This window comes from Enterococcus sp. OL5 (assembly GCF_006491895.1).
Classification (GTDB): domain Bacteria; phylum Bacillota; class Bacilli; order Lactobacillales; family Enterococcaceae; genus Enterococcus_D; species Enterococcus_D innesii.
On record NZ_VHIL01000001.1, the window covers coordinates 334369 to 354138 of the forward strand.

The 19770-nt window shown below is 42.6% G+C and carries 16 protein-coding genes and 1 pseudogene; 5 read left to right on the plus strand and 12 right to left on the minus strand.

Going from position 1 to position 19770, the window contains the following annotated elements; all coding sequences use genetic code 11:
* The first annotated feature begins 8 nt into the window (after nt 1-8).
* Complete coding sequence (locus tag FJU10_RS01610) at nt 9-419, plus strand: organic hydroperoxide resistance protein (protein WP_081118133.1); 411 nt, start codon at nt 9-11, stop codon at nt 417-419.
* Between the two features lie 58 nt (nt 420-477).
* Nucleotides 478-912, plus strand: a complete 435-nt coding sequence (locus FJU10_RS01615) for a MarR family winged helix-turn-helix transcriptional regulator (protein WP_081118006.1) — start codon at nt 478-480, stop codon at nt 910-912.
* A 49-nt stretch (nt 913-961) separates the two neighbouring features.
* Here the strand turns inward: FJU10_RS01615 and FJU10_RS01620 are convergent, their stop codons facing one another.
* From FJU10_RS01620 to FJU10_RS01645, 5 genes are all read right to left on the minus strand, one after another.
* Nucleotides 962-1324, minus strand: a complete 363-nt coding sequence (locus FJU10_RS01620; RefSeq protein WP_140964973.1) for a hypothetical protein — start codon at nt 1322-1324, stop codon at nt 962-964.
* A gap of 276 nt (nt 1325-1600) precedes the next feature.
* On the minus strand, nt 1601-1969 hold the full coding sequence (locus tag FJU10_RS01625; protein ID WP_077454484.1) for a DUF7006 family protein: 369 nt from the start codon (nt 1967-1969) through the stop codon (nt 1601-1603).
* A 679-nt stretch (nt 1970-2648) separates the two neighbouring features.
* On the minus strand, nt 2649-4817 hold the full coding sequence (locus FJU10_RS01635) for an L-type lectin-domain containing protein (RefSeq protein WP_140964974.1): 2169 nt from the start codon (nt 4815-4817) through the stop codon (nt 2649-2651).
* A 33-nt stretch (nt 4818-4850) separates the two neighbouring features.
* The gene (locus FJU10_RS01640; protein ID WP_140964975.1) at nt 4851-5894 is read right to left on the minus strand and encodes a DUF916 and DUF3324 domain-containing protein; all 1044 of its coding nucleotides are present in this window, start codon (nt 5892-5894) and stop codon (nt 4851-4853) included.
* Between the two features lie 16 nt (nt 5895-5910).
* Nucleotides 5911-6486, minus strand: coding sequence for a WxL domain-containing protein (locus tag FJU10_RS01645; RefSeq protein WP_140964976.1), 576 nt, complete (start codon nt 6484-6486; stop codon nt 5911-5913).
* Nucleotides 6487-6666: 180 nt separating this feature from the next.
* Between FJU10_RS01645 and FJU10_RS01650 the strand changes: the two genes are divergently transcribed.
* Nucleotides 6667-8142 (plus strand): helix-turn-helix domain-containing protein, encoded by a 1476-nt coding sequence (locus FJU10_RS01650; protein ID WP_223272943.1) that lies wholly within the window; start codon nt 6667-6669, stop codon nt 8140-8142.
* 117 nt (nt 8143-8259) lie between these two features.
* Here the strand turns inward: FJU10_RS01650 and FJU10_RS01655 are convergent, their stop codons facing one another.
* The 7 genes and pseudogenes from FJU10_RS01655 to FJU10_RS01685 form a co-directional block, all read right to left on the minus strand.
* Nucleotides 8260-9147 carry an SDR family oxidoreductase gene (locus FJU10_RS01655; protein WP_077454560.1) on the minus strand — a complete coding sequence of 296 codons (888 nt, stop codon included), beginning with the start codon at nt 9145-9147 and terminating at the stop codon, nt 8260-8262.
* 238 nt (nt 9148-9385) lie between these two features.
* Complete coding sequence (locus tag FJU10_RS01660; RefSeq protein WP_140964977.1) at nt 9386-11086, minus strand: DUF4091 domain-containing protein; 1701 nt, start codon at nt 11084-11086, stop codon at nt 9386-9388.
* Nucleotides 11083-12059, minus strand: a pseudogene (locus FJU10_RS01665) (alpha/beta hydrolase). Before FJU10_RS01665 ends, FJU10_RS01660 begins: the two are co-directional and overlap by 4 nt.
* Nucleotides 12060-12062: 3 nt before the next feature.
* The gene (locus FJU10_RS01670; RefSeq protein ID WP_140964978.1) at nt 12063-13427 is read right to left on the minus strand and encodes a glycoside hydrolase family 1 protein; all 1365 of its coding nucleotides are present in this window, start codon (nt 13425-13427) and stop codon (nt 12063-12065) included.
* Nucleotides 13420-14325: an ROK family protein gene (locus FJU10_RS01675; RefSeq protein WP_140964979.1), complete on the minus strand. Its 906-nt coding sequence runs from the start codon at nt 14323-14325 to the stop codon at nt 13420-13422. The genes FJU10_RS01670 and FJU10_RS01675 overlap by 8 nt, the downstream gene beginning before the upstream one ends.
* A gap of 8 nt (nt 14326-14333) precedes the next feature.
* Nucleotides 14334-15686, minus strand: coding sequence for a PTS sugar transporter subunit IIC (locus FJU10_RS01680; protein ID WP_140964980.1), 1353 nt, complete (start codon nt 15684-15686; stop codon nt 14334-14336).
* A gap of 19 nt (nt 15687-15705) precedes the next feature.
* Entirely contained in the window at nt 15706-17907 is a 2202-nt protein-coding gene (locus FJU10_RS01685) for a glycoside hydrolase family 3 N-terminal domain-containing protein (RefSeq protein ID WP_140964981.1), read from the minus strand.
* Nucleotides 17908-18066: 159 nt separating this feature from the next.
* On the opposite strand from FJU10_RS01685, the gene FJU10_RS01690 reads away from it, so the two are divergent.
* Together FJU10_RS01690 and FJU10_RS01695 are read left to right on the plus strand one after the other, a co-directional pair.
* Nucleotides 18067-19242 (plus strand): helix-turn-helix domain-containing protein, encoded by a 1176-nt coding sequence (locus FJU10_RS01690; RefSeq protein ID WP_140964982.1) that lies wholly within the window; start codon nt 18067-18069, stop codon nt 19240-19242.
* Between the two features lie 106 nt (nt 19243-19348).
* Entirely contained in the window at nt 19349-19606 is a 258-nt protein-coding gene (locus FJU10_RS01695; RefSeq protein WP_086292114.1) for a hypothetical protein, read from the plus strand.
* The last annotated feature ends 164 nt before the right edge of the window (nt 19607-19770 follow it).

Consider the following 19770-nt stretch of genomic DNA (forward strand, 5'->3'; position numbering starts at 1 on the left):
AAGAAATGATGAAAAAAATGTATTCAACAAAGATGATCAACACTGGTGGCCGTTCAGGAGAAGTACACAGCCCTGATCATTCATTTGAACTAAATATCACTGCACCTGGCAAACGAGTAGAAAATGCAACGAATCCGGAACAACTTTTTGCAGCTGGCTTTAGCGCTTGTTTCAATAGTGCCCTTGAATTGGTGAAAAGCAGCAAAGGGATCGAAGGTGCTTCTACCGTGAGCGCACAAGTGACCTTATACGCAGAAAGTGAATCAAGTTTTGTCTTGGGTGTGGAGATTGAAGGCCAAATCGAAGGTTTGTCAACAGAAGAAACACAAGAATTGCTTGAGATCGCTCATACCGTATGTCCTTACTCAAAAGCTACAGCTGGCAACATTGAAGTGACAGTCAAAGCCGTTAGCGAGTAGACTTTCGTTGAAAAAACAGCTATGATAAGAGGCGGATGTTAGAAAAAGGGGTGAAAACATGAATGTCTTAGCGTTAGAAAACCAATTGTGTTTTCCTCTATACGCCGCTTCAAAAGAAATTATCAAACAGTACAAAGACTTACTAGATCCGTTGAATTTGACCTATACCCAATATTTAGTGATGTTGGTGTTATGGGAAGAAGAAGCGATCAGTGTCAAAGCATTGGGGAAGCAATTATGTCTCGATTCTGGCACACTGACACCGGTTTTAAAAAAGCTTGAGGCAAAAGGCTACCTCGCAAGAAATCGAAATCAAGACGATGAACGTTCCTTGCGGGTTACACTGACGGAATCCGGCAAAGCACTTCATAAGCAAGCGCTAGAGATTCCCTACAAAGTGACTGAATTCTTGCCCCTTGAACCGGAAGAACTGTCAGTCCTCCATGAATTGACGACAAAGATGGTACAAAAATTTCAAGAACAAGAAAAATGATCGCTGTTTTCACAGCGGATCGTTTTTTTATCATCCAAACGAATTTTATTTAAGAAGCTTTAGTTTTCAATTCACCGATCACATTTAGTAACTGAGTTAATTGTTCTGGGTCCTCAATTTTTTTGATGGCGATTTTCACTAATTCAAAAATTTGATCATCGGTTAGACCGGTCTGCAATATCTCTAATTCACTTACAGCTGATTGAAAACGACGAGCTAAAACTGATCCACTCATTTTAATGCTCGCAATTTCTAGAACTCCTTGGTTAACTAATTTGCGAATCACGGACAATGATGTGTTACGATTCAAGTTGAAACGTTCACTAAATTCTGTACAGCATAATGGTTCATCTACAGCCCAAAAACAAACTAAGACTTCCCACTCTTTTTTTGAGAAACTTAAGTAATCCATAATTGCTCCTTTCCACGCCGATTAGGCTAGTTTCTATTTTCTAATTAAAACAATCGCAGCTTTTTCAATCAGCTGGCTATCCTCTTCCTCTTACCGATTGTTTTTTCTTTCACTAAAAGGATTATATATCAATAATAATCTATTTTATTCATAATTTCAAAATATTTTTTATTTTAATGATAAATAACGTGTTTAATTATTCTTTTTCTTGATAAAAAAAACGACTAGCTTACCTAGTCGTTTTCTTACTCTACTTGATACTCCTACGAAAAATAGTTATTGAACACTAAAGATCAAACTCTCATGCTCTTGTTCTTTCAAGGAATAGCCACAAAATTCTTTATTCAAATTCGGATAATCCCGTTCGATCATTTGAAGGATTTCTAGCTCCGTCAACAATTTGTCTTCTGACAATTGCAGAGAGTTCAACAAAACAAAACGAGAATCGTAGCCTAAAATTTCCGGCATCAACTGCCAAAAGTTCGTGCTGTCAATTCGTTGGATCGTTTCCTCCATAGAAGCGATCAGTTTTTGGACATGATCATAGACTTTGGGATAATCAGTTTTTAATAGATCCAACAGCGCTTGATCCAGCACTTTATCAAAATAAGCCTTTGTGTCAGTATAAATTATTGAAGAAATCACTTGTTTCATCAATCCTTTCATTCAAATGCCATATTCGACATCGTCAAGGATGGCTCCTTGTTCCTATATATAGCATACTATCGGTGATTTTCGTTCTCAAATTAAGGACAGAATTTAGAAAAAAAAGAGAAGCTACTATTCTAACCCCTAATCTTACTCAACAATAGCAAAATTTTGCCAAACTGATAAGCAAAGCGAATCAGCACTTGTCGAAAATGAGAAAATTGTCAGATTCCCTTCTTTTTTTATCTAGCGCGATCCCTCTCCAACAGGAACTGCAACTGCATTCGCTCAGTAATTATACACTCTTACGCTTACCTAATGAATGTAGGTTTTGTCTCATTTTCACAAATGACTGACACAGCATAATTTCAGACAGAACCTTATACAACATGTATAATTAAATTATAGAAAGACATCAAAATAAAACGAAACGAGGAGTGGATCACAGATGAAGAGTCATTGTAAATGCGGAAAAAAATTGAGTGCCCATGAAAAAGCTGTCCAGACTGCAAACACAAAAAACAGCAAACTTTAGAATCCTTGGAAAAATTCGTTAAATACGGCAGCTTCGCATTAGCCGGTCTGTCATTAGTTTTGAAAATTGCGAAAAGCCGCCAAAGCTAACTTTATCGCTTCAGTCAACAAAAAAACGCCATCTAGGCGTTTTTTTTTGTTGCTATTCATCGATGATCGTACTTTCCAACCGCCAATTGATAGCGCCTGTATAAGTTCCGGGTGAAATTAGCTCCATTTTGGGAACAAAGCGAAAGTAACAATCGTATTCTTTAAGATCAACCGTTAAATTTGCTTCACCTGTTGGTTGCTGTTGAAAAATCACTTGTTCCTCAGAGGTTATGGAAGCCATCAGCTGATTGGTCTCCGGATCATAGAGAACCAATTGGACTTCATCCGCCAGCAGTTGTTGCTCTTGCAAAAAATCCGTCATCTGACCATTTAATTGCCAAGTTCCCTCACTAGTATTCGTGATTGATAAAAGAGGTGGTTCTTCGTCATAAGAAAGTGCTAGATAAGCATAGCCATCGTCTCTGATGGAACGTGCCAGCTCATTTACCGTAACTACAGTTCCATTGAGTGAGGTAGGCACCTGGTGAAATTCCACGATCCCACGAAAGTCGATGCCATAAAAACGGGTCTCCGATCGATTCCCTTCTGTGTCGATCACATAAACCGCCAGATAATACGTCGTACCCGGTGCCAACGCATTGGTATCCAACATCAATGTATCCGTCAAAGGCTCGGTTATTGCACTTCGTTCAATGAGTGCCACCTCTGAAAAATCATCTTCAGTGATAGCCGTTTCTTCGGTAAAAAAATCCGTAGCGTACACTTTGGCTTGAGTCGAATTTTGGTCCTCGATCGTAATTGGTAGATAACAATTACGCTTTTGTCGCACGATCTGTCGGTTTGCTTTTGCTTCTGTTAACGACACCAAACCTGTGGTCAAGCTCGGCGGAAAGTCTCCGGTCATTTGATAATAGTGGGTTTCTGGATCCCCCGAGGTCAAACTAGAGACAAAGGCATTCCCATTAAAAATCGTTTGGACAGGAATGATGGCATCCAGATTCTCATCGATCGGAGTTTCTGTATAATTGACGGAAAAATGAACAATGTAGTCGTTTCCTTTGACCATATCAGTCAGTGTCGTAATTAACTGCCCATTTTCAATGACAAAGGGTAAGGCGGTTCCCCCTTCCGGCAGACCATTGACCATAATTTCGCTGGCCTTACCGAAATAGACAGCTTCCGGTACGAGAGACAACCCCTCCGGAAAAAGGCTGGAAAGCGTGATGCCTGATTCTAAATCAGCTAAATCGCTGGTGTCCTTGTAGGAAAGATAGGTCGCATAGGTGATCGTCTTGCTGTTATCGACAGTGGCTGGCTGGGCAAGTGTCGTACCAGTATCCAACAATAGTTTGACTGGGTCTTTTTCAAAAACACCGGTTCGCATATCAAGTTCTACTAGTCCTTCAACATCGACGAATGCCACCGCTTTTTCTTGAACATAGCCACCGTTTGCACCTGTAAAACCAAAATAGACCGGTGCACTATTGGTCAGGTTCAAATTCGATTTGAAGGTGTCATCAACAGGTACTGTTACATCAACACCGAAATCTGGTACGGTGTAACGCAACGTTTGCGTTGGCTGATCAAAAACTACTGTAAAACTATGCCACAACCCATCGGAAATATCACTCACTGATACCGTATCACGATGATTTAAGACTTTGTCGATAATCAGCCAGCCATCGGTGGTATATGCGTCATTTGAGCCGGGAAAATTCCATGCGATATGATGGCTGTTGGGCACATCTCGGTCCAGCATGCTCCCGCCTAAGACAGTGGTAGTATTGTTATAATACGTGTCAAATTCAATCGCAAAACTTTGCGGGATCGCCCCAGAACTTAGCGGATCTGTTCCTCCGACATCTGCCCAAACGCCAATGGTGGGACCGGCTTGGTTAGCCAATGCGTTTAACCCACTACTTTGCATAACAAATGTCAATCCATCACTGTCTGTATCCGTATTGTCGATAAAAAAAGCCATCTCCAAGCGAAAGGATCTTGTAAAGGAAACGGGTTTATTGAACCAGACACCGCCACTTGAGTTTGTGGTTGTGCCATCATTAATTTGAACGTAATTGAATCCCGGCTCCCCTTGAGGCGACCCCGCTTGTCCAACGTGGGTAATCAGCGAATCATCAATTGGCAAAGTTGGAAAATTGGGTGCCACGATTGAAGCATAGATTGTTACTGGTCCAAAGCTAAACACGAATACACTAAACAAGAATACACATAACCATCCCTTAATGCCGAACTTTTTCATAGCTAACCTCCACTTTCTCTCCCTTTACAAACCTCACTCTATCGGGTCATCGCTTGAGCCTTTGTCCTTTTTTTGTCGTATGTACCACAAGAACAACAGAACAAGTAGCAGAATAACTAGGAACAAAAGCAGTCCGACGATCCAAAGCCAAACGTTGTTTTTCAGGGACGCTGCACCTAGCATGTTTTTTTGATTGACTTGGTTTGCCACTGTGCGATCAATCACGATCGTGTCATCAAAGACCCAACTTCCTTTTGGGGCAGTAAGTTCGATCCGCAAAGTATAAGTACCTGGTTCAAGAATCTCTTGATCAAATTCACTGAAAAGAGAGAGAATGGAATTCGGTGCCATCTGAAAATTTTCGGCAGAAAAACCGCCAACTCGAGTATTGCTTTCTTTTTCACGGATCGTCGTTGTTACAGCAATCTTACCAAAAGCCGTCGGTTGGTTATTGCGGATACAACTCATAAGTGTAGCTACACCGTTTCGCTCTTTTGCTTTCGTCTCAATCAAGTCCAATTCAGGTAGAGGCAATGAATCGATACGTTGACGCAAGCGTACGCCTTGCTGAATTTTATAATTTGCTTGGAGATTCATTTCTTGCCGATCGACTGTTTCTGGCAGTTCTTCTTCGAAGGAAAAGACCCCTAATATCTCACCATTGAATTTTCTTTTGTCCATTGATAGTAAAAAAGTGATCTGTCTCGTTTCACCAGGCTTCACCTCTACTGTCTGAGAAGGATTGCTGATCAATGTCGTAAACGAGATTCCTTCATTTTCTTCGGCGGTTTCCTCTTCTTGATAAGCAATGATGCCGCTGGAAGCAGTGAAGCTATTCAGAGCCGCTGCCCGTATCGTTAGTGTCTCTGAGCTTGTATTATGAAGGGCAACAGTCAAATCCTGTTTGGTCTCATCCGTTACCAGTAAGTCAAAGTAACTGACATCGCTAAGTTGATTTTGGGGAAGTTCTGGGGTTACTGTGAACCGCGTCGTTTGTGCATAACCGGTAACTTTTATAAAGCAAAACAGACTAATAAAAAAGCTGATGAGTACCAACCACTTGATTTGTTTTTTCATTGTCGCCCTTCCTTTGTTATTCTGCTTGATAAGTATTTGATAATGTCCAAGTAATCGTGCCACTATAAGCACCACTGTTGATGTTTTGTTTTGGAATCGTCAAGGTTGCACTTGTAAAATCAAAATCATTTGTTGCCAGACCCGTCGTTCCATTAGCACTAGCAATCAGCGTAGGATCTGTTGCCCCTACCATCAATTCTGTTCCTGAGACGAGGAAGGCATCGCCGGAATCAATTGACCCATTGAGGGTGACTTTTGCATTTACAAGTTCATTGTTTGCAGCATTTGTCATTTTTGATAATTGAGCAGTCAACTGCCAGCCTGCTTCATTGGGTCCACGATAATCGGTAATTGACGTTGCCTCATTCGTTGCAGTGGTAAGCACTTGATCGCCTGTCGCAATATCTTTGATGCTCGTAGTACCAAAATCAAAATTCGTCACTTGATCTAACGATAAGATTCCTTGTTCGATGGTTATTGTCGCCTGACTGGTCATTGAAGCAGTCGGATTCGCTTCCGCCGCAAATGCCCTAACAGGTGATAGTGCCAAACTGATACCGATTAAACCTAATACTCCCGCCTTTTTCTTCATTTTTATCTCTTCCTTCCTTTTTTGATGAGTAGTCGATGGATGAAAAAAGCACCGATAAAAAATAATAATTTAGTTTGTATTTTTTCATCTTATTCTCATCTATTATAAGTATAATCCATCATGGTTATCATACGGTTCACAGATTTAGCGTAAAAAAAACGCCAAAAAGGAGAATGCCTTATGTATCGAGAATTTATTTCTCCCGCAGAAGAAAAGAAATTAGCTATTTTCAAGTATGTGTGTAATTCGAATGGAGTAACACTCGTTAAACTCTCAGAAGCCCTAAAGATCCCATTAAAAAGCTTACAAAAGTACATCTATTTTTTAAACGAAGATTTGCAGCAACTTTCACCAACGTTACTTTTGAATAAAAACAATTACAATCAATATTTTGTGGATTGTGGTGAGGAAGAAGAGCAACCTTTTTATTCCAAGCTGATGTATCATTATTTGCTCAACTCCACACAATATCACTTTATCCATTCGTTGATTGGCCGTAACCAAACACCCCTCACACAGCTATGCCTTGATTTACACATTAGTCAGTCTCATGTATACCGCTTGATCAAGAAAGTCAATCAATTACTAGAAAAGTTTCAGATTGTTATCCGAACAGATCACCAAAATCGGATTGAATTAGCGGGCAAGGAACTTGATATCCGTATTTTTATTTATAGCTTTTTAACTCAAAGTGCGCCTGCTGAATTGTGGCTTTTGCCAAGTATCTCTCCAAAAGAGACCGCCAAGTTTACCGCCTATTTTGAAACTTCGGCTTTTGATCAACTAACAAAAAACAAATTAGCTGCATTTTGGCAAACCGTTGTCGGCCGCAGTATCAAAAGAAAATATCTGCCAATAATCCCTGATAAGTATTTGGAGATGATGGAATTCTACTGCTTTTTACCAGCAGATATTCTTGACTCACTCTTCTTAAGTACTGAGTATGTTTCAGACAAAACGCGACGATCAGAGTATCTGTACTTGAATTTCTTCCTCCATGTCTTTTTACCGGGGGTTGTTCCCCAAGAGAAAACACAAGCCATTATTCAAGCAATTAAGTACTCTAAAACGGATCTTGTCTGTTTTTTCACTACTATGATCGAAGATTGGCATACTACCTTTGCTCCTAATCAGGGAAAAGCCGAATTCGAAAAGCTTTTGAGCAGTTGCCTGCTAGTCTTCAACCTATCGATCATTATTGGGATCGATCTCTTGGAGGTTTGGCAGCTAGAACACGAAATGCTGACGGAAAACGCTCCAACAAATGACGAGACCTATGCGGCCATCAGCCAACTTTTACTGACCCACGTTGAAAACTACCCATTTGCCGACCTGGATAAAGACTATTTTAAACAGACACAATTGCCTTATCTGGCTCATCTCTTATATTTGGAAACACTGATGAACACGCCCCCTACCGTATCGATCTATATTCAAACGACGATCCAATACCGCACAAAGCAAATGATTGAGACGAGGATTCGTTCGATTTATGCTAAAGCTTCTGTGACTTTCGTCAAGCAAATGGAAGCCGCCGATTTATTGATCACGGATAATTATGAAGAAGTGATGTTCTCCGAAAAATTAGTCTTGCTGTCAAACCTGCAAGATGAACAAGAGTGGGCAGCGATTTTGCAAAAATCAATCAACAAATGATGACAAAGATGTTTGCGAAACAAGAGAAGTAAGCTGCCGATTCCATTTACATCCGCAAAAAAAAGCCCGAGCATCTTTGCTCGAGCTTTTTTACTACTATTTTTAGTCCTGACAATTTTAAGCGAAGAAGCTACCACCAGTTACACTGTACACTTGGCCAGTTACATAACTTGCTTCATCAGAAGCTAAGAAAACGTAAACGGGTGCTAGTTCCACCGGTTGACCGGCACGTTTCATCAATTCTTTTTGACCAAATTCTGGGATCGCAGATTGTGGTTGACCACCAGAAATTTGAAGTGGCGTCCAGATTGGACCAGGCGCAACGGTATTGACCCGAATACCTTTTTCACTTAATTGCGCAGCTAACCCCTTACTAAAGGAAGTAATGGCACCTTTCGTGGCTGCATAGTCTAACAGATGGGCACTTGGTTCCGCACTTTGGATCGAAGTGGTGGTGATGATGCTTCCACCGGCTGGTAAGTAATCCAACGCTTCTTGAACAGTCCAATACATGGAGATGATATTCGTTGTAAAAGTATCTTGAATTTGTTGCGTAGTCAACTCTTTGATGTCCTTCACCGCTTGTTGCATCCCAGCATTTAGAACTAACGTATCTAAACCGCCTAATTCTTTGGCTGCTTCATGAACCAATTGACGAGCGAAGGTCTCATCTTTTAAGTCTCCTGGGATCAAGACTGCTTTGCGTCCAGCTTTCTCGATGACTGCTTTGACTTCTTGCGCGTCTTCTTCTTCAAAAGGAAGATAGTTGATTGCCACATCGGCGCCTTCTTTGGCAAAAGCGATGGCTGCAGCTCGACCAATACCAGAATCACCACCGGTCACTAATGCTTTGCGTCCAGTTAATTTGCCTGAACCAGCGTAGCTTTCTTCCCCGCAATCAGGCACTGGCTGCATCTTCCCCTGAATCGCCGGTGCTTCTTGCACCTGTTTTTCAAATTTGCCATCATAATACTTCGTTAACGGATTGTTGATTTTTTCTGACATGCTCGTTTCCTCCTTGATTATTTCTACTTCAATTTGCCATATTTTCTTATGACCTTACTTAAAAGTGTAAAGGAAGATGGAGGGAATGAGAAACGAAACGCTCAGTAGAACAAATGAAGCCCAGAGGAAAAGGAGCTTTGTCCAAGTTGGAAATCGCCCTAGATCACAATCGAAAACGTCACCATCGATGATCCATTCTTTTAGGAAATGACTCATCAATGGTGACGTTTAAAAATGTCTATTTTACCAAAAGTGTGCGAAGTGCCTGACGAAACGCCTCCATCTCCTCGGCGGTCTGTAGAAAAACATCGGGATGACTGTGGTGGCTGTCGATCATCCAATTTTTAGTATCTGTAACGTTAAGAAAATCTGCTACTAAGGCATCCGTTTGCTGCGGTTGAGTAGCTTGGGCGGTTTTCAAGAGATAGAAATCTTCAATTCCCCGCTGTAGTTGTTTATACCGTAAGGACAACAACAAATGTCCATGATTGCCGGGATAAATGAAACATAGATCGCCGATGGGTAGTGAGCTCGTATTGTAACGGATATCGGTTCGGGCATTTTGCGGCCAGCAATTGTAAGCCCACCGCAAGAAGCCGTCTGTTTTAAACTGATAGGCCAAGATTCCTTGCATTCGCGTCTCTAATAAAGGACTGTGCAAAAAAGTGTTGGGTTTGTCTGGGTAATTGCAAACATAGTACTGAGTCCGACCCGGATGACTTTGCGTCAGTGTTTCGTAATGGTTGCAGGTACAGTAATAGGAAGTCACGGGATGATCGATCACTGGCAGCAACTCAAACAAAACGTCTTCTTTATCAAACGCTGCTTTGATCTGGATCGTCTCATCAATGTCTTTTAGGACAGCCAAAGAAGCTCGGAAACTGTCGATTTGATGTTTCTTCGGTTCGTCAGAAACGATCCGAACCTTCTCCCACAGATTGTTCCCTTTAAAATAAACAAATACTTGACGTAGATATTCCTGCAACTCGGCCTTTTGATGAATAAAGCCGAAGGTGCCTTTTCCCTCATCGTAAAAGCGAATCACCAATTTTTCTGGATGGTCCAAGTCGACCAGTGGGAAAAACGGCGGTTCCCAGACACCGAGTAAGCCAAATACATCGATTTCTTCAGAGATACCCGCTTCAAAAAAACATTCGAGGTAGCGAGTAAGGATAGAAAAATCACAATGCAGCTGTCCGCCTTGAGTCTTTTTAACTTTGACCATCGAGTATTCATATAAATTGGCCGGATAGTCTTTGACGATATAGTTGAACCACCCCTTCCAAGGAATTTCTCCAGCAATCACCGTGATTGCTTTTTGTCCGATCGCCGATAAGCTTTTCGCCATTTCTTTGATCAAGTCGAAGTGGGCATCACTCCATAAAGGAACGTCAAAGGTGCGAGCCAAATTGCTGGGCTGCTGCCACATATTCAAGTGGAATGTCTCTAAATATTCTTTTGGAAAAGTAAAAGCGTCCACTTCAATCGTTAGGCTCTTTTCTAACAAGCACTCCTCTTGGCTAGTCAAGTGTGTACGATAGACCTTGATTTTCACGGGATAAGCTTGCGGTTTGATCGTTTCATCGATCTGCCACTCCAAATAAAGCGGTGCATAGCGATCACCAGGATAGGTTTTGGCTGTTTGCTCAAGCAATTTATCGGCGTACGCCAGTTCATGCTGTCCGACATAATAATCGATGAATTGCGCTTTGACCGGCAATTCGCTGATGATTTCAATGCGGATCATTGGAATCTCAATTTCATCGGGAATCGAAAATTCTTCCCCTATGATGTAATGATTCCGTTTGCCATCGTGTAGCAACAGCTGACAAGCAGCGTGGCTGTTGCGAACAGCTGATAGCGTGGTAATGGGTTGCGGCTCCCGGGTTAGCAACGCCGTTGATGCCTTATAACTTTCATGTACAAGGATTGCCTTCATGCTTCTTCTTCCTTTCTAGGATCAGTCAGCCGTGCAACAAGGGCTTGATAGGAAACTTGCTCAAATGCTTCCGGCATGATCGCTAATAACTGCTGCAGGCTGATATTCTTTACGATTTTTAAACGACTTTTGTCTGCCCATGATGGAAAAGCCTGCAACAGCAAGCGTTTGTTTTCATCTGAGTCGAACAATACCCGAATCGGCCACTGGCCAAGATCAGGCAGCAAAGCTGGTTTAGTAACCTTTTCTGCCCAATTCAACTCTAGCCATTCGACGCATTCATCAAACCAGCGAGCAAAGCGCGGATCGACCATTTCTTTACGATTGCCAAAGCGTTCGGTCGCCAAAGAAAGACCGTGACGTCCTTTTTGGAAAATATGACTTTCAAAAGGGACCTCATGCTCTTCTAGGGCTTGTAAGTAGGCCAGCGAGTTTTCGATAGGAACAACATTGTCTTCATAGGTTGAAAACAAAAAGGTGGGCGGCGTATCTTTCGTGACACATTCATTTAATGAAGGCGCGTCGATCTGCATGACTGTGGCAAATGAGGACAAAATCGCTGGATAGCCTAACAAACATAAACTTGGTTTCATAGGGGAGATCGTCGATAGCGCAGCTGCTAGATGACCGCCGGCCGAAAAACCGATCACAGCGATTTTTCGGCGTCGATTCGCCATTCACTGGTTAGTTCTTGGATTTTAGCAATCGCTTTTTCGGCATCTACTAAGGAAAGGCTGAAACTGCGATGCACCCCCACATGATAGCGTAAGACTCCGGCGTGAAAGCCTTGGGCAGCAAAATTTAAAGCGATCGGCTCGGCTTCTCGCTCACTGCAAAAGGAGTAGCCGCCGCCAGGGATCACCAAGACAAACGGTCGATTCCCCACCCGATCATACTCCGCTTTTTCCTCGTGCAGATAAACCGTCAACCCGGCTTGTGCTTCTTGATCAAATAGATATTCCTGAATAAACACCGCTTACTCTCCTAACCCGTTTTTATCGATGACGTTTTGATACCAATAAAAACTGTCTTTCTTGTATCGCGCCAAGTCTAGCAGCTGCTCATCCGTGCGATTGACATAGATAAACCCGTAACGTTTAGCGATACCTTCATGAGTACTGATAAGATCGATGGCACTCCACGGACAATAGCCGATCACATCGACACCATCTTCGATCGCGAGTGCCATTTGTTCAATGTGCTGTTGCAAGTAGTCGATGCGATAATCATCGTGGATTTTACCATCGGTTGTCAAAACATCTTTGGCACCGATGCCGTTTTCCGTGATCAAGAGAGGCAGACGATAGCGGGAATAAATTTCATTCAACGTAAAGCGAAACCCTTCAGGATCAATGGGCCAGCCAAATTCAGTCATGGGCAAATGAGTGTTTTCTACTGCTTGAAAAAACCCGGGAATTCCAAAACCAGACTGTTGATCGAGTTTTGTCTCTTTTTGAAAATAACTGCTGACGGTCATCGTGTTGTAGTAATTCAATGCAATATAGTCACAGGTACCCGCTGCCAAAATCTTTCGATCTGCTTCGGTCACTGTGGGTGCTGCGCCAATCGTCTCTAATAAATGCCATGCGTTATGATTGTACGTACCGAAAACAGCGACATCTAGGAACAACCAATTTCTCAGGGCACTCATATAAAGAGCTGCCAGCTGATCGGCTGGTTTTTCAGATGCAGGATAGACACTGGCGATATTCGGTGCCGGGCCAATCCTGCCGTTAAAATTGCCTGCATGAAATTGCTGAGTAACCAATGCTTGTGCCACCAGCATATGATGATTTTCTTGAAATTTTTCTTTCATGGATTTTTGACTCGTACCAATGACCGAACCAGCAAGCGCCATCACATTTTGTTCATTGATGGTTTGCCATAGTGGGACTTGTTGACCAAAGTTCTCGAACAGCACTTGGCAATAATCAGCAAATGCTTGGATCGTTGCTCGGTTTTCCCAACCACCTTCTTCGGCAATGGCAACGGGCAGATCAAAATGAAAGACTGTTACGATTGGTTGGATCTCATTTTCAAGTAAAAGGTCGATCAACTTCTGATAAAACGCCAATCCTGCTGGGTTGACTTTACCATCAGGCATGACTCGGCTCCATGAGATGGAAAAACGATAGGCTTTTAACCCTAATTCTTTAAACAATTTCACATCTTCTTCATATCGGTGATAGTGATCTGATGCTACTTTAAAATCAGTGGTCCCTTGCGGAATCTCTTTGATGTCTTGCACTGAGGGACCCTTGCCGTCTTCTGCCCATGCGCCCTCTACTTGATAAGCACTAGTGGATGCTCCCCACAAAAATGCTTCTGGAAAATTACTCATTCCAAGATTCCTCCTTAACTGCACCGATCAAATTGGCATCCGCTTGAAAATAAGCGGCTTGGATCGCAACTGGTTGCAGTGTTTTTTCAATGATTGGTGCCGTTTTAAAAATTCCTTGATAGCTGGTGGTTATGGCATCGATCACACGCGGCTGACGACTGATACCGCCACCGATAACGATTTTCTCCAGTCCCAATAGACACTGAAGATCAAAACATAAGACGGCGACTTCTTGGGTATAGGTCGAAAGCAATGCCTCTGCTTCAGGGTCGCTGGTTTTTTCAAGCGTTTCGAAAACCCGCGGACCATCAGCTGTTACCTTCAAACAAGCAGCCAAACGCTCAATCAAGCCGACGGCGGAAAGACCGACTCCAACGAAGGAATTTCTGTCCATGATTCGCCGATCACGGATCATGAAACTGACCTCCCCTGCTTGACCGCGATTTCCACGATAGAGCTTTCCATCAAGGCAAATTCCGACACCAACACCCGTTCCTAAAATAATCGCCGTCCCATTTTGAATGCCTTGCAGATTTCCAGCTTTCATTTCTCCTAACACTGCGGCCTTTGCGTCATTTTCGACCGTAATGGTTGTCACCTTTTCTTCACTTAACTGGCAAAGCAAATCGGGTAAGTTCACCCCATCGAGGTACGGCAGGGCGCCGCCAAAGAAGACCGTCCCTGTTTCATCGACGGAACCAGGAACTGCGATAGCTACTTTGGTGAAAGAATCTTGACGAGCATAGGTCTGGAGGATCATTTTGATGGTTTCATTAAATGCCTTCAGTGTTGTCGGTGTGGGAAAACACTGTCTTTCATTGACCTCGTTGTTTTTGACCCATCCCGTTTTGATGTGCGTCCCGCCGATATCAATTCCTAAATAAACCAATTGTGCCACTCCTTTGTTTACGCTTGTACTTCTTCGATGATTTTTTCTGTCATTCCTGTTGCTTCACTTGCTTGCTTTTTTTCAGCAGCCAGTTCTAATTCATATTCTTTCTTGTCGGCAATTTTTAAGAATGGATACCACATAACAATCCCAATCAGCATACAGATGACCATCAAGATCGTGTAATTGAGCCCTCCTGAAAACGGCATTTTGATGAAGGTCGGTGTCGTCCACGGCAACAAGCTCATAGTAGGATTCAAGCTAATAGGTAAAATCGTTGTCGCCAATCCCCAGGTCACGAACCCAGCAATCAGTTGTGTGAATACCTGTGGGATAAAGAACAAGGGATTCAAAATAATCGGCATCCCAAACATGATCGGTTCCGTGATGTTAAAGATCGATGGGATAAATGACAACTTTCCTAGTTGTTTCATTTTTGCCGATTTGCTGCGGATCATAAAAAAGGTGACAAAGCCCATGAAGCCGGCAGCATACATCCCCATGTAGATCACAGAAGGAATCAGATAAGGCAACGCTTGGCCTTGTTGGTAGGCGGCAATATTTGAAACGACCATGGTCATGCTAATCGCCCCAAGCGGCCCTTGTAAGACTGCGTTATGGATCCCAAAGAACCATAAGACGGCTAATAATTCCATAATGATGATGATGGATAATGGGCTAGCAACCAATGAATTTAACGGTGCATTAATTACATCAATAACGAATTGGAAAATCGAGCCTGATGAAGTAAACCCAAACAAGACGCGTATGACAAAAACGACGACAAAAATAATCGTGACCACAAACACTGGTGCTAAGGATTGGGTTACCATTGGGGGAACACTATCCGGTAGCTTGATCATGATATTTTTTCTTGATAAGAAAGCATAGAAACGTGTCACCAATAAAGCCGTCAGCATGCCGATAAACAATCCTTGTCCGCCTAGAAAATCAAGCTTCAAAGCTCCGATCGTTTGTTCCACTGCTTGGCCATCTTGCATGACAGTCGTTGCCACCGTTTGAGGCATCAACATGATGAAACTAGCTAATGAAATAATCGCCGAGTTGCGTTCGTTGCTTCCCAACTGTTTTGCGTAGGAATACGCCAAACTGTATACGACATACAATGCAAAGACGCCAGTTGCTCCGTTGGTGATCGCTTCAACATGTTGGAAGATGCCAATTTTCGTCAAATAGTCCGTCCAACCGGGAATCGGAAAGTTACCCACGATTGTGATAAAGGCGATCCCTAAAGTGATGGGACTTGTTCGAATAAACCCTTCCATCAAAGCCGCCAAGACTTTGTTTTGCTGCAATTTTTGTGACATTGGTAATAGTTTGCTACTTAAAAATGCTTCTAATTTTTCCATTTTCTCTCACTCCTTTAATTTATATGGTTACGGTAAGCAACGTTTCTTTTTGATCGATCCGCATCAGGAATCGATAGGTACCATTAGATAAGTGTTTTGCCCCTTGATTGTCATAAAATCCGAGTACTGATATCGGCAACGACAATCTTTTCTCTTTGTCTTCTTGGGGTGCCAATAAGACGAGGTCACTCGCAATCAATTGCCGACTTGGACGAACCATCGATGCAGGGCGCTGCAAGAGATAAATCTGAACGACGGTTTCTCCAACTACTTCCGCTTGATTTTTGATGCGATAGTCTAGTTGGATCGTTTCACTGAGGACCGCACTCCCTAGCCATTCACCAGTAAACGTACCATAACTGAGACCTGTCCCGAATGCGAATAAGGGTCCATTTGATTCATCTCGGTATTTTGACAAAAAGCGATCAGAATGCTCACTAGCTGTCAAAGGTCTCCCCGTTGGCAGCTGGGCACTGTATATTGGAATCTGCCCTTCACTGCGAGGAAAGGTCATGGACAGTTTTGCCGTCGGAGAAGCCTGACCACTCAGCAGATTGGCAATTCCGATCCCACCCATCGTTCCCGGATACCAAACTAGCAGTAGGCTGTCAAACAGCGGCTCCACTTGGGTCAAGACGAGAGGCCTGCCAGTGTAAAGCACGCCGATCAAAGGCTTACCAGTCTTTTTCAACGCTTGGATCAAGCGAATTTGTTTCAGCGGCAGCTGCAAATGAGCTTTTGATGCACCTTCGCCGCTCTCCATAAATTGTTCTCCAAAGGTCAAGACGATGACCTCTGCTGCCTCAGCCGCTTTGACGGCTTCCACAAGCAGCTGATCTTCTGGTTCGATTGGTCCATTCAGCTGCTCGATGCCGGCTTTTAAAGGACCGAATTGCTCATAGGAATCAAACAAATTGTATCCGCGGGCAAAGATCAGGTTCTCAGCTGCGAAATGTTGCAACAACCCGGCTTTTAAAGGAATCGTGTCTTGTGGCTTGCCGCTGACAGATGCCCAAAATCCTAAGGTCAACCGGCTTTCTCCATAAGGACCGATCACAGCGACGGTCTGGTCTTTTTTCAAAGGTAAGCTGCCATCGTTTTTTAACAACACACAGCTTTTTTCTACTAGCTTAACGGCTAGCTCTTTGGCTTCATCCGATAAAACCTCTCCAGTGTGTTGCGTTCTCAACCCTCGATAAGGATTTTCAAACAGTCCTAGTTGATTTTTTAATACCAGAATACGCCAAACTGCTTCATCTAATAAAGCCGCAAGTTCAGGTTGCTTGATCAGTTCTGGTAAGTGAGTTGCATAGACCGAAGTCATCATATCAAAATCGACGCCTGCTTCCAAACCTTTTTGGGCGGCTTCTCGTTCATCTTTGGCAAACCCGTGAGGGACCAATTCCTTGATGGCTGCATGATCGGAGACCAGTACCCCATCAAAACCGAAACGTTCGCGTAAAATCTCTCGGTTCAGCCAGCGACTGCCAGTTGCGGGCTCACCATTCAGTACATTGAAGGCCGTCATCACCAGCAATGCTTGAGCTTCGATTGCCGCCTGATACGGTTGCAAGTATTCATTGAATAAGCGCTGATTGGACATATCGACTGTATTGTATTCTCTGCCCGCTTCTGGTGAACCATAGCCAGCAAAATGTTTGATGCAGGCAGCTACGTGATTTTCTGCCAGTCCACGGGTGAGATCGCCTTGATAGCCCGTCACGACACTTTGGGCAAAACGCTTTGCCGTATACACATCCTCTCCTGGCGACTCCATTACTCTGCCCCAACGAGGATCCCGAACAAGATCCAGCATGGGTGAAAAAATAACATGAAGACCATTTTGGTAACATTCTTTGGCGGTCATCTCAGCGGCTTGCTCAATCAAATCAAAATCGTAGGAACCTGCTTGGGCAAGCGGAATTGGAAAGATTGTCCGAAACCCATAAATGACGTCGGACATAAACAACATAGGAATCTTAAGTCGGCTGTGTGCTAACGTTTCCCTCTGTAACTGAATCAATTTTTGGTAATCGTTCACATTATAAATCGAACCAATCTCGTGAATGTTCAAATTTTTGGGAAGCCCCAAATCTTGCATCGGGCCAGTAGTCATCACCTCATTTTCGGTGACCAGACTCCCATTTAGTTGAATCGTCTGGGCGATTTTTTCTTCAGGAGTTAGTTGCTGAAACAACTCTTTCAATTTTTCACTATCCATGTTTGATCCTTTCTGTAACCGTTTTATTTAACTGAATTATAGAAGGAAAGAAATCTTATATATACTAAAAAACTAGTATTTATAGCAATATATTTATTGAATACGAAAAAAATTACGTTATACTAAAAGAAAAATACGACTAAACTTTGAGGTGTTTCCATGAATAAAAAAACGCTGACCACCGCAATGGATCTGCTTTATCGCAAATACTTGATTCCCATGATCCTCTTGGACCAAGACGGGAGTCCTTTATATCCCTCACTGACCTTAACATCCAACAATTCCCTCAAACACTATTTGGAAGAAACGAATGGCCCAGTTGCCAATCTCTATCATTTTGGAAAATATATGCTGGGGTGTTTTGCGTTTCAGCTAGCTGGAAGAACCTGTTATATGGTCATCGGTCCCTGTGGCGTGATCGGCACACCCGAGACGTCTTACACGTTTCTTGAACATGAATACCACTATAATGTGCATTACTCCAAAGAAGATACATACTCCTTTGAAGAATACATCCAGCTGCTTTATACGCTGTTTGTGGAGCGGCCACTGGAAAAAGACCAAATCCATTGGCATTACCAAAATGATCCCCACGACCGATCAATGCAAACGGATCTGAGTCTGGAAACCAATCTTTATGAACGTCGTGTGCATGAAGCCACCTTTGATTCTTATCATTTTGAATTGCGTTATCTTGATTACATCAAGCGGAACGAGCCTGAAAAAGTGGTTTGGGTATTTAACAAAATGAAAGAGACTTATAGTGTTTCTCTCTCCCCTTATGAACTTGAAGGCTTGAAGCTGAAGTTCTCAGCCTTTGTCGCTGTCGTGACCCGCATGAGCATTGATGAAGGCGTACCAGTCAACCAAGCATTCGGTTTATCCGACTCTTTGATTCAAGGACTAGTTTATATTCATTCTGCCGAAGAATGCCTCCGCTATATCAAAGAAGCAACTTATCGTTTTATGGAACTTTTGCATAGCTATCCATTGGCAAAAAAATCACTATTGGTCAAAACGATCGTTAATTATATTGATAGCCATCTCTATGAAAAAGTAACCATTGATGACCTCGCTGCCATTACTGAAAAACATAAGACGCATCTATGTAATCAGTTCAAAAAAGAAATGAACAAAACGATCCACAATTACATTCAGGAACGAAAAATCAGTGAAGCCAAACATCTATTGCTGTTCACCGATTATTCCTACGAGAAAATCAGCACCCAGTTGGCATTTGCAAATCAAAGCCATTTTATCCGTAATTTCAAGGCCGTTACTGGGCAAACACCAAAAGAATTTAAAGAAAAACATTACGCTCACGCTTTAAGTTAAAACACGTTTTTCTTCACTAAGCCTCATCAGCAAGGGTTATTATTTTTAATAACAAATGTTGTAAGCTATCCTTTTACTCAAATCAATTTGAATGAGGAGAGATAAAATGATCCAACTTGCTCGCTTGATCTTTTGGGTACCAGTCATCTTTTTTTCGTTAGGATTGATCATCGTAACGAAACGATTACCGCGTTTCACATGGGTTTCCTTATCCATCACGGTTTCTTTAGTGATCTTTGTTTGTAAGATTTTAGAGTATTCCTATGAGATGGCTGATGCACTGTTAATCTTTTATTTCCTAGGATTTTTGCTTTCCGCTAGTCTCCTCGGTTATATTTTTTACTTACGAACTAGAAAACGTTGACTGGTAGTTGCTGACTACACACTTACACAGGTCGTGCATTCAGCAACTAAGCACACGTAGCTCCATCAAATATGCGGTTTCTTCCAATAGTTCCAACCACCAGCATCCCCTGAAAAGTTTTTTTTTATTGAGGGCTCTGATTCTATCCTCAAGCATACTCAGTT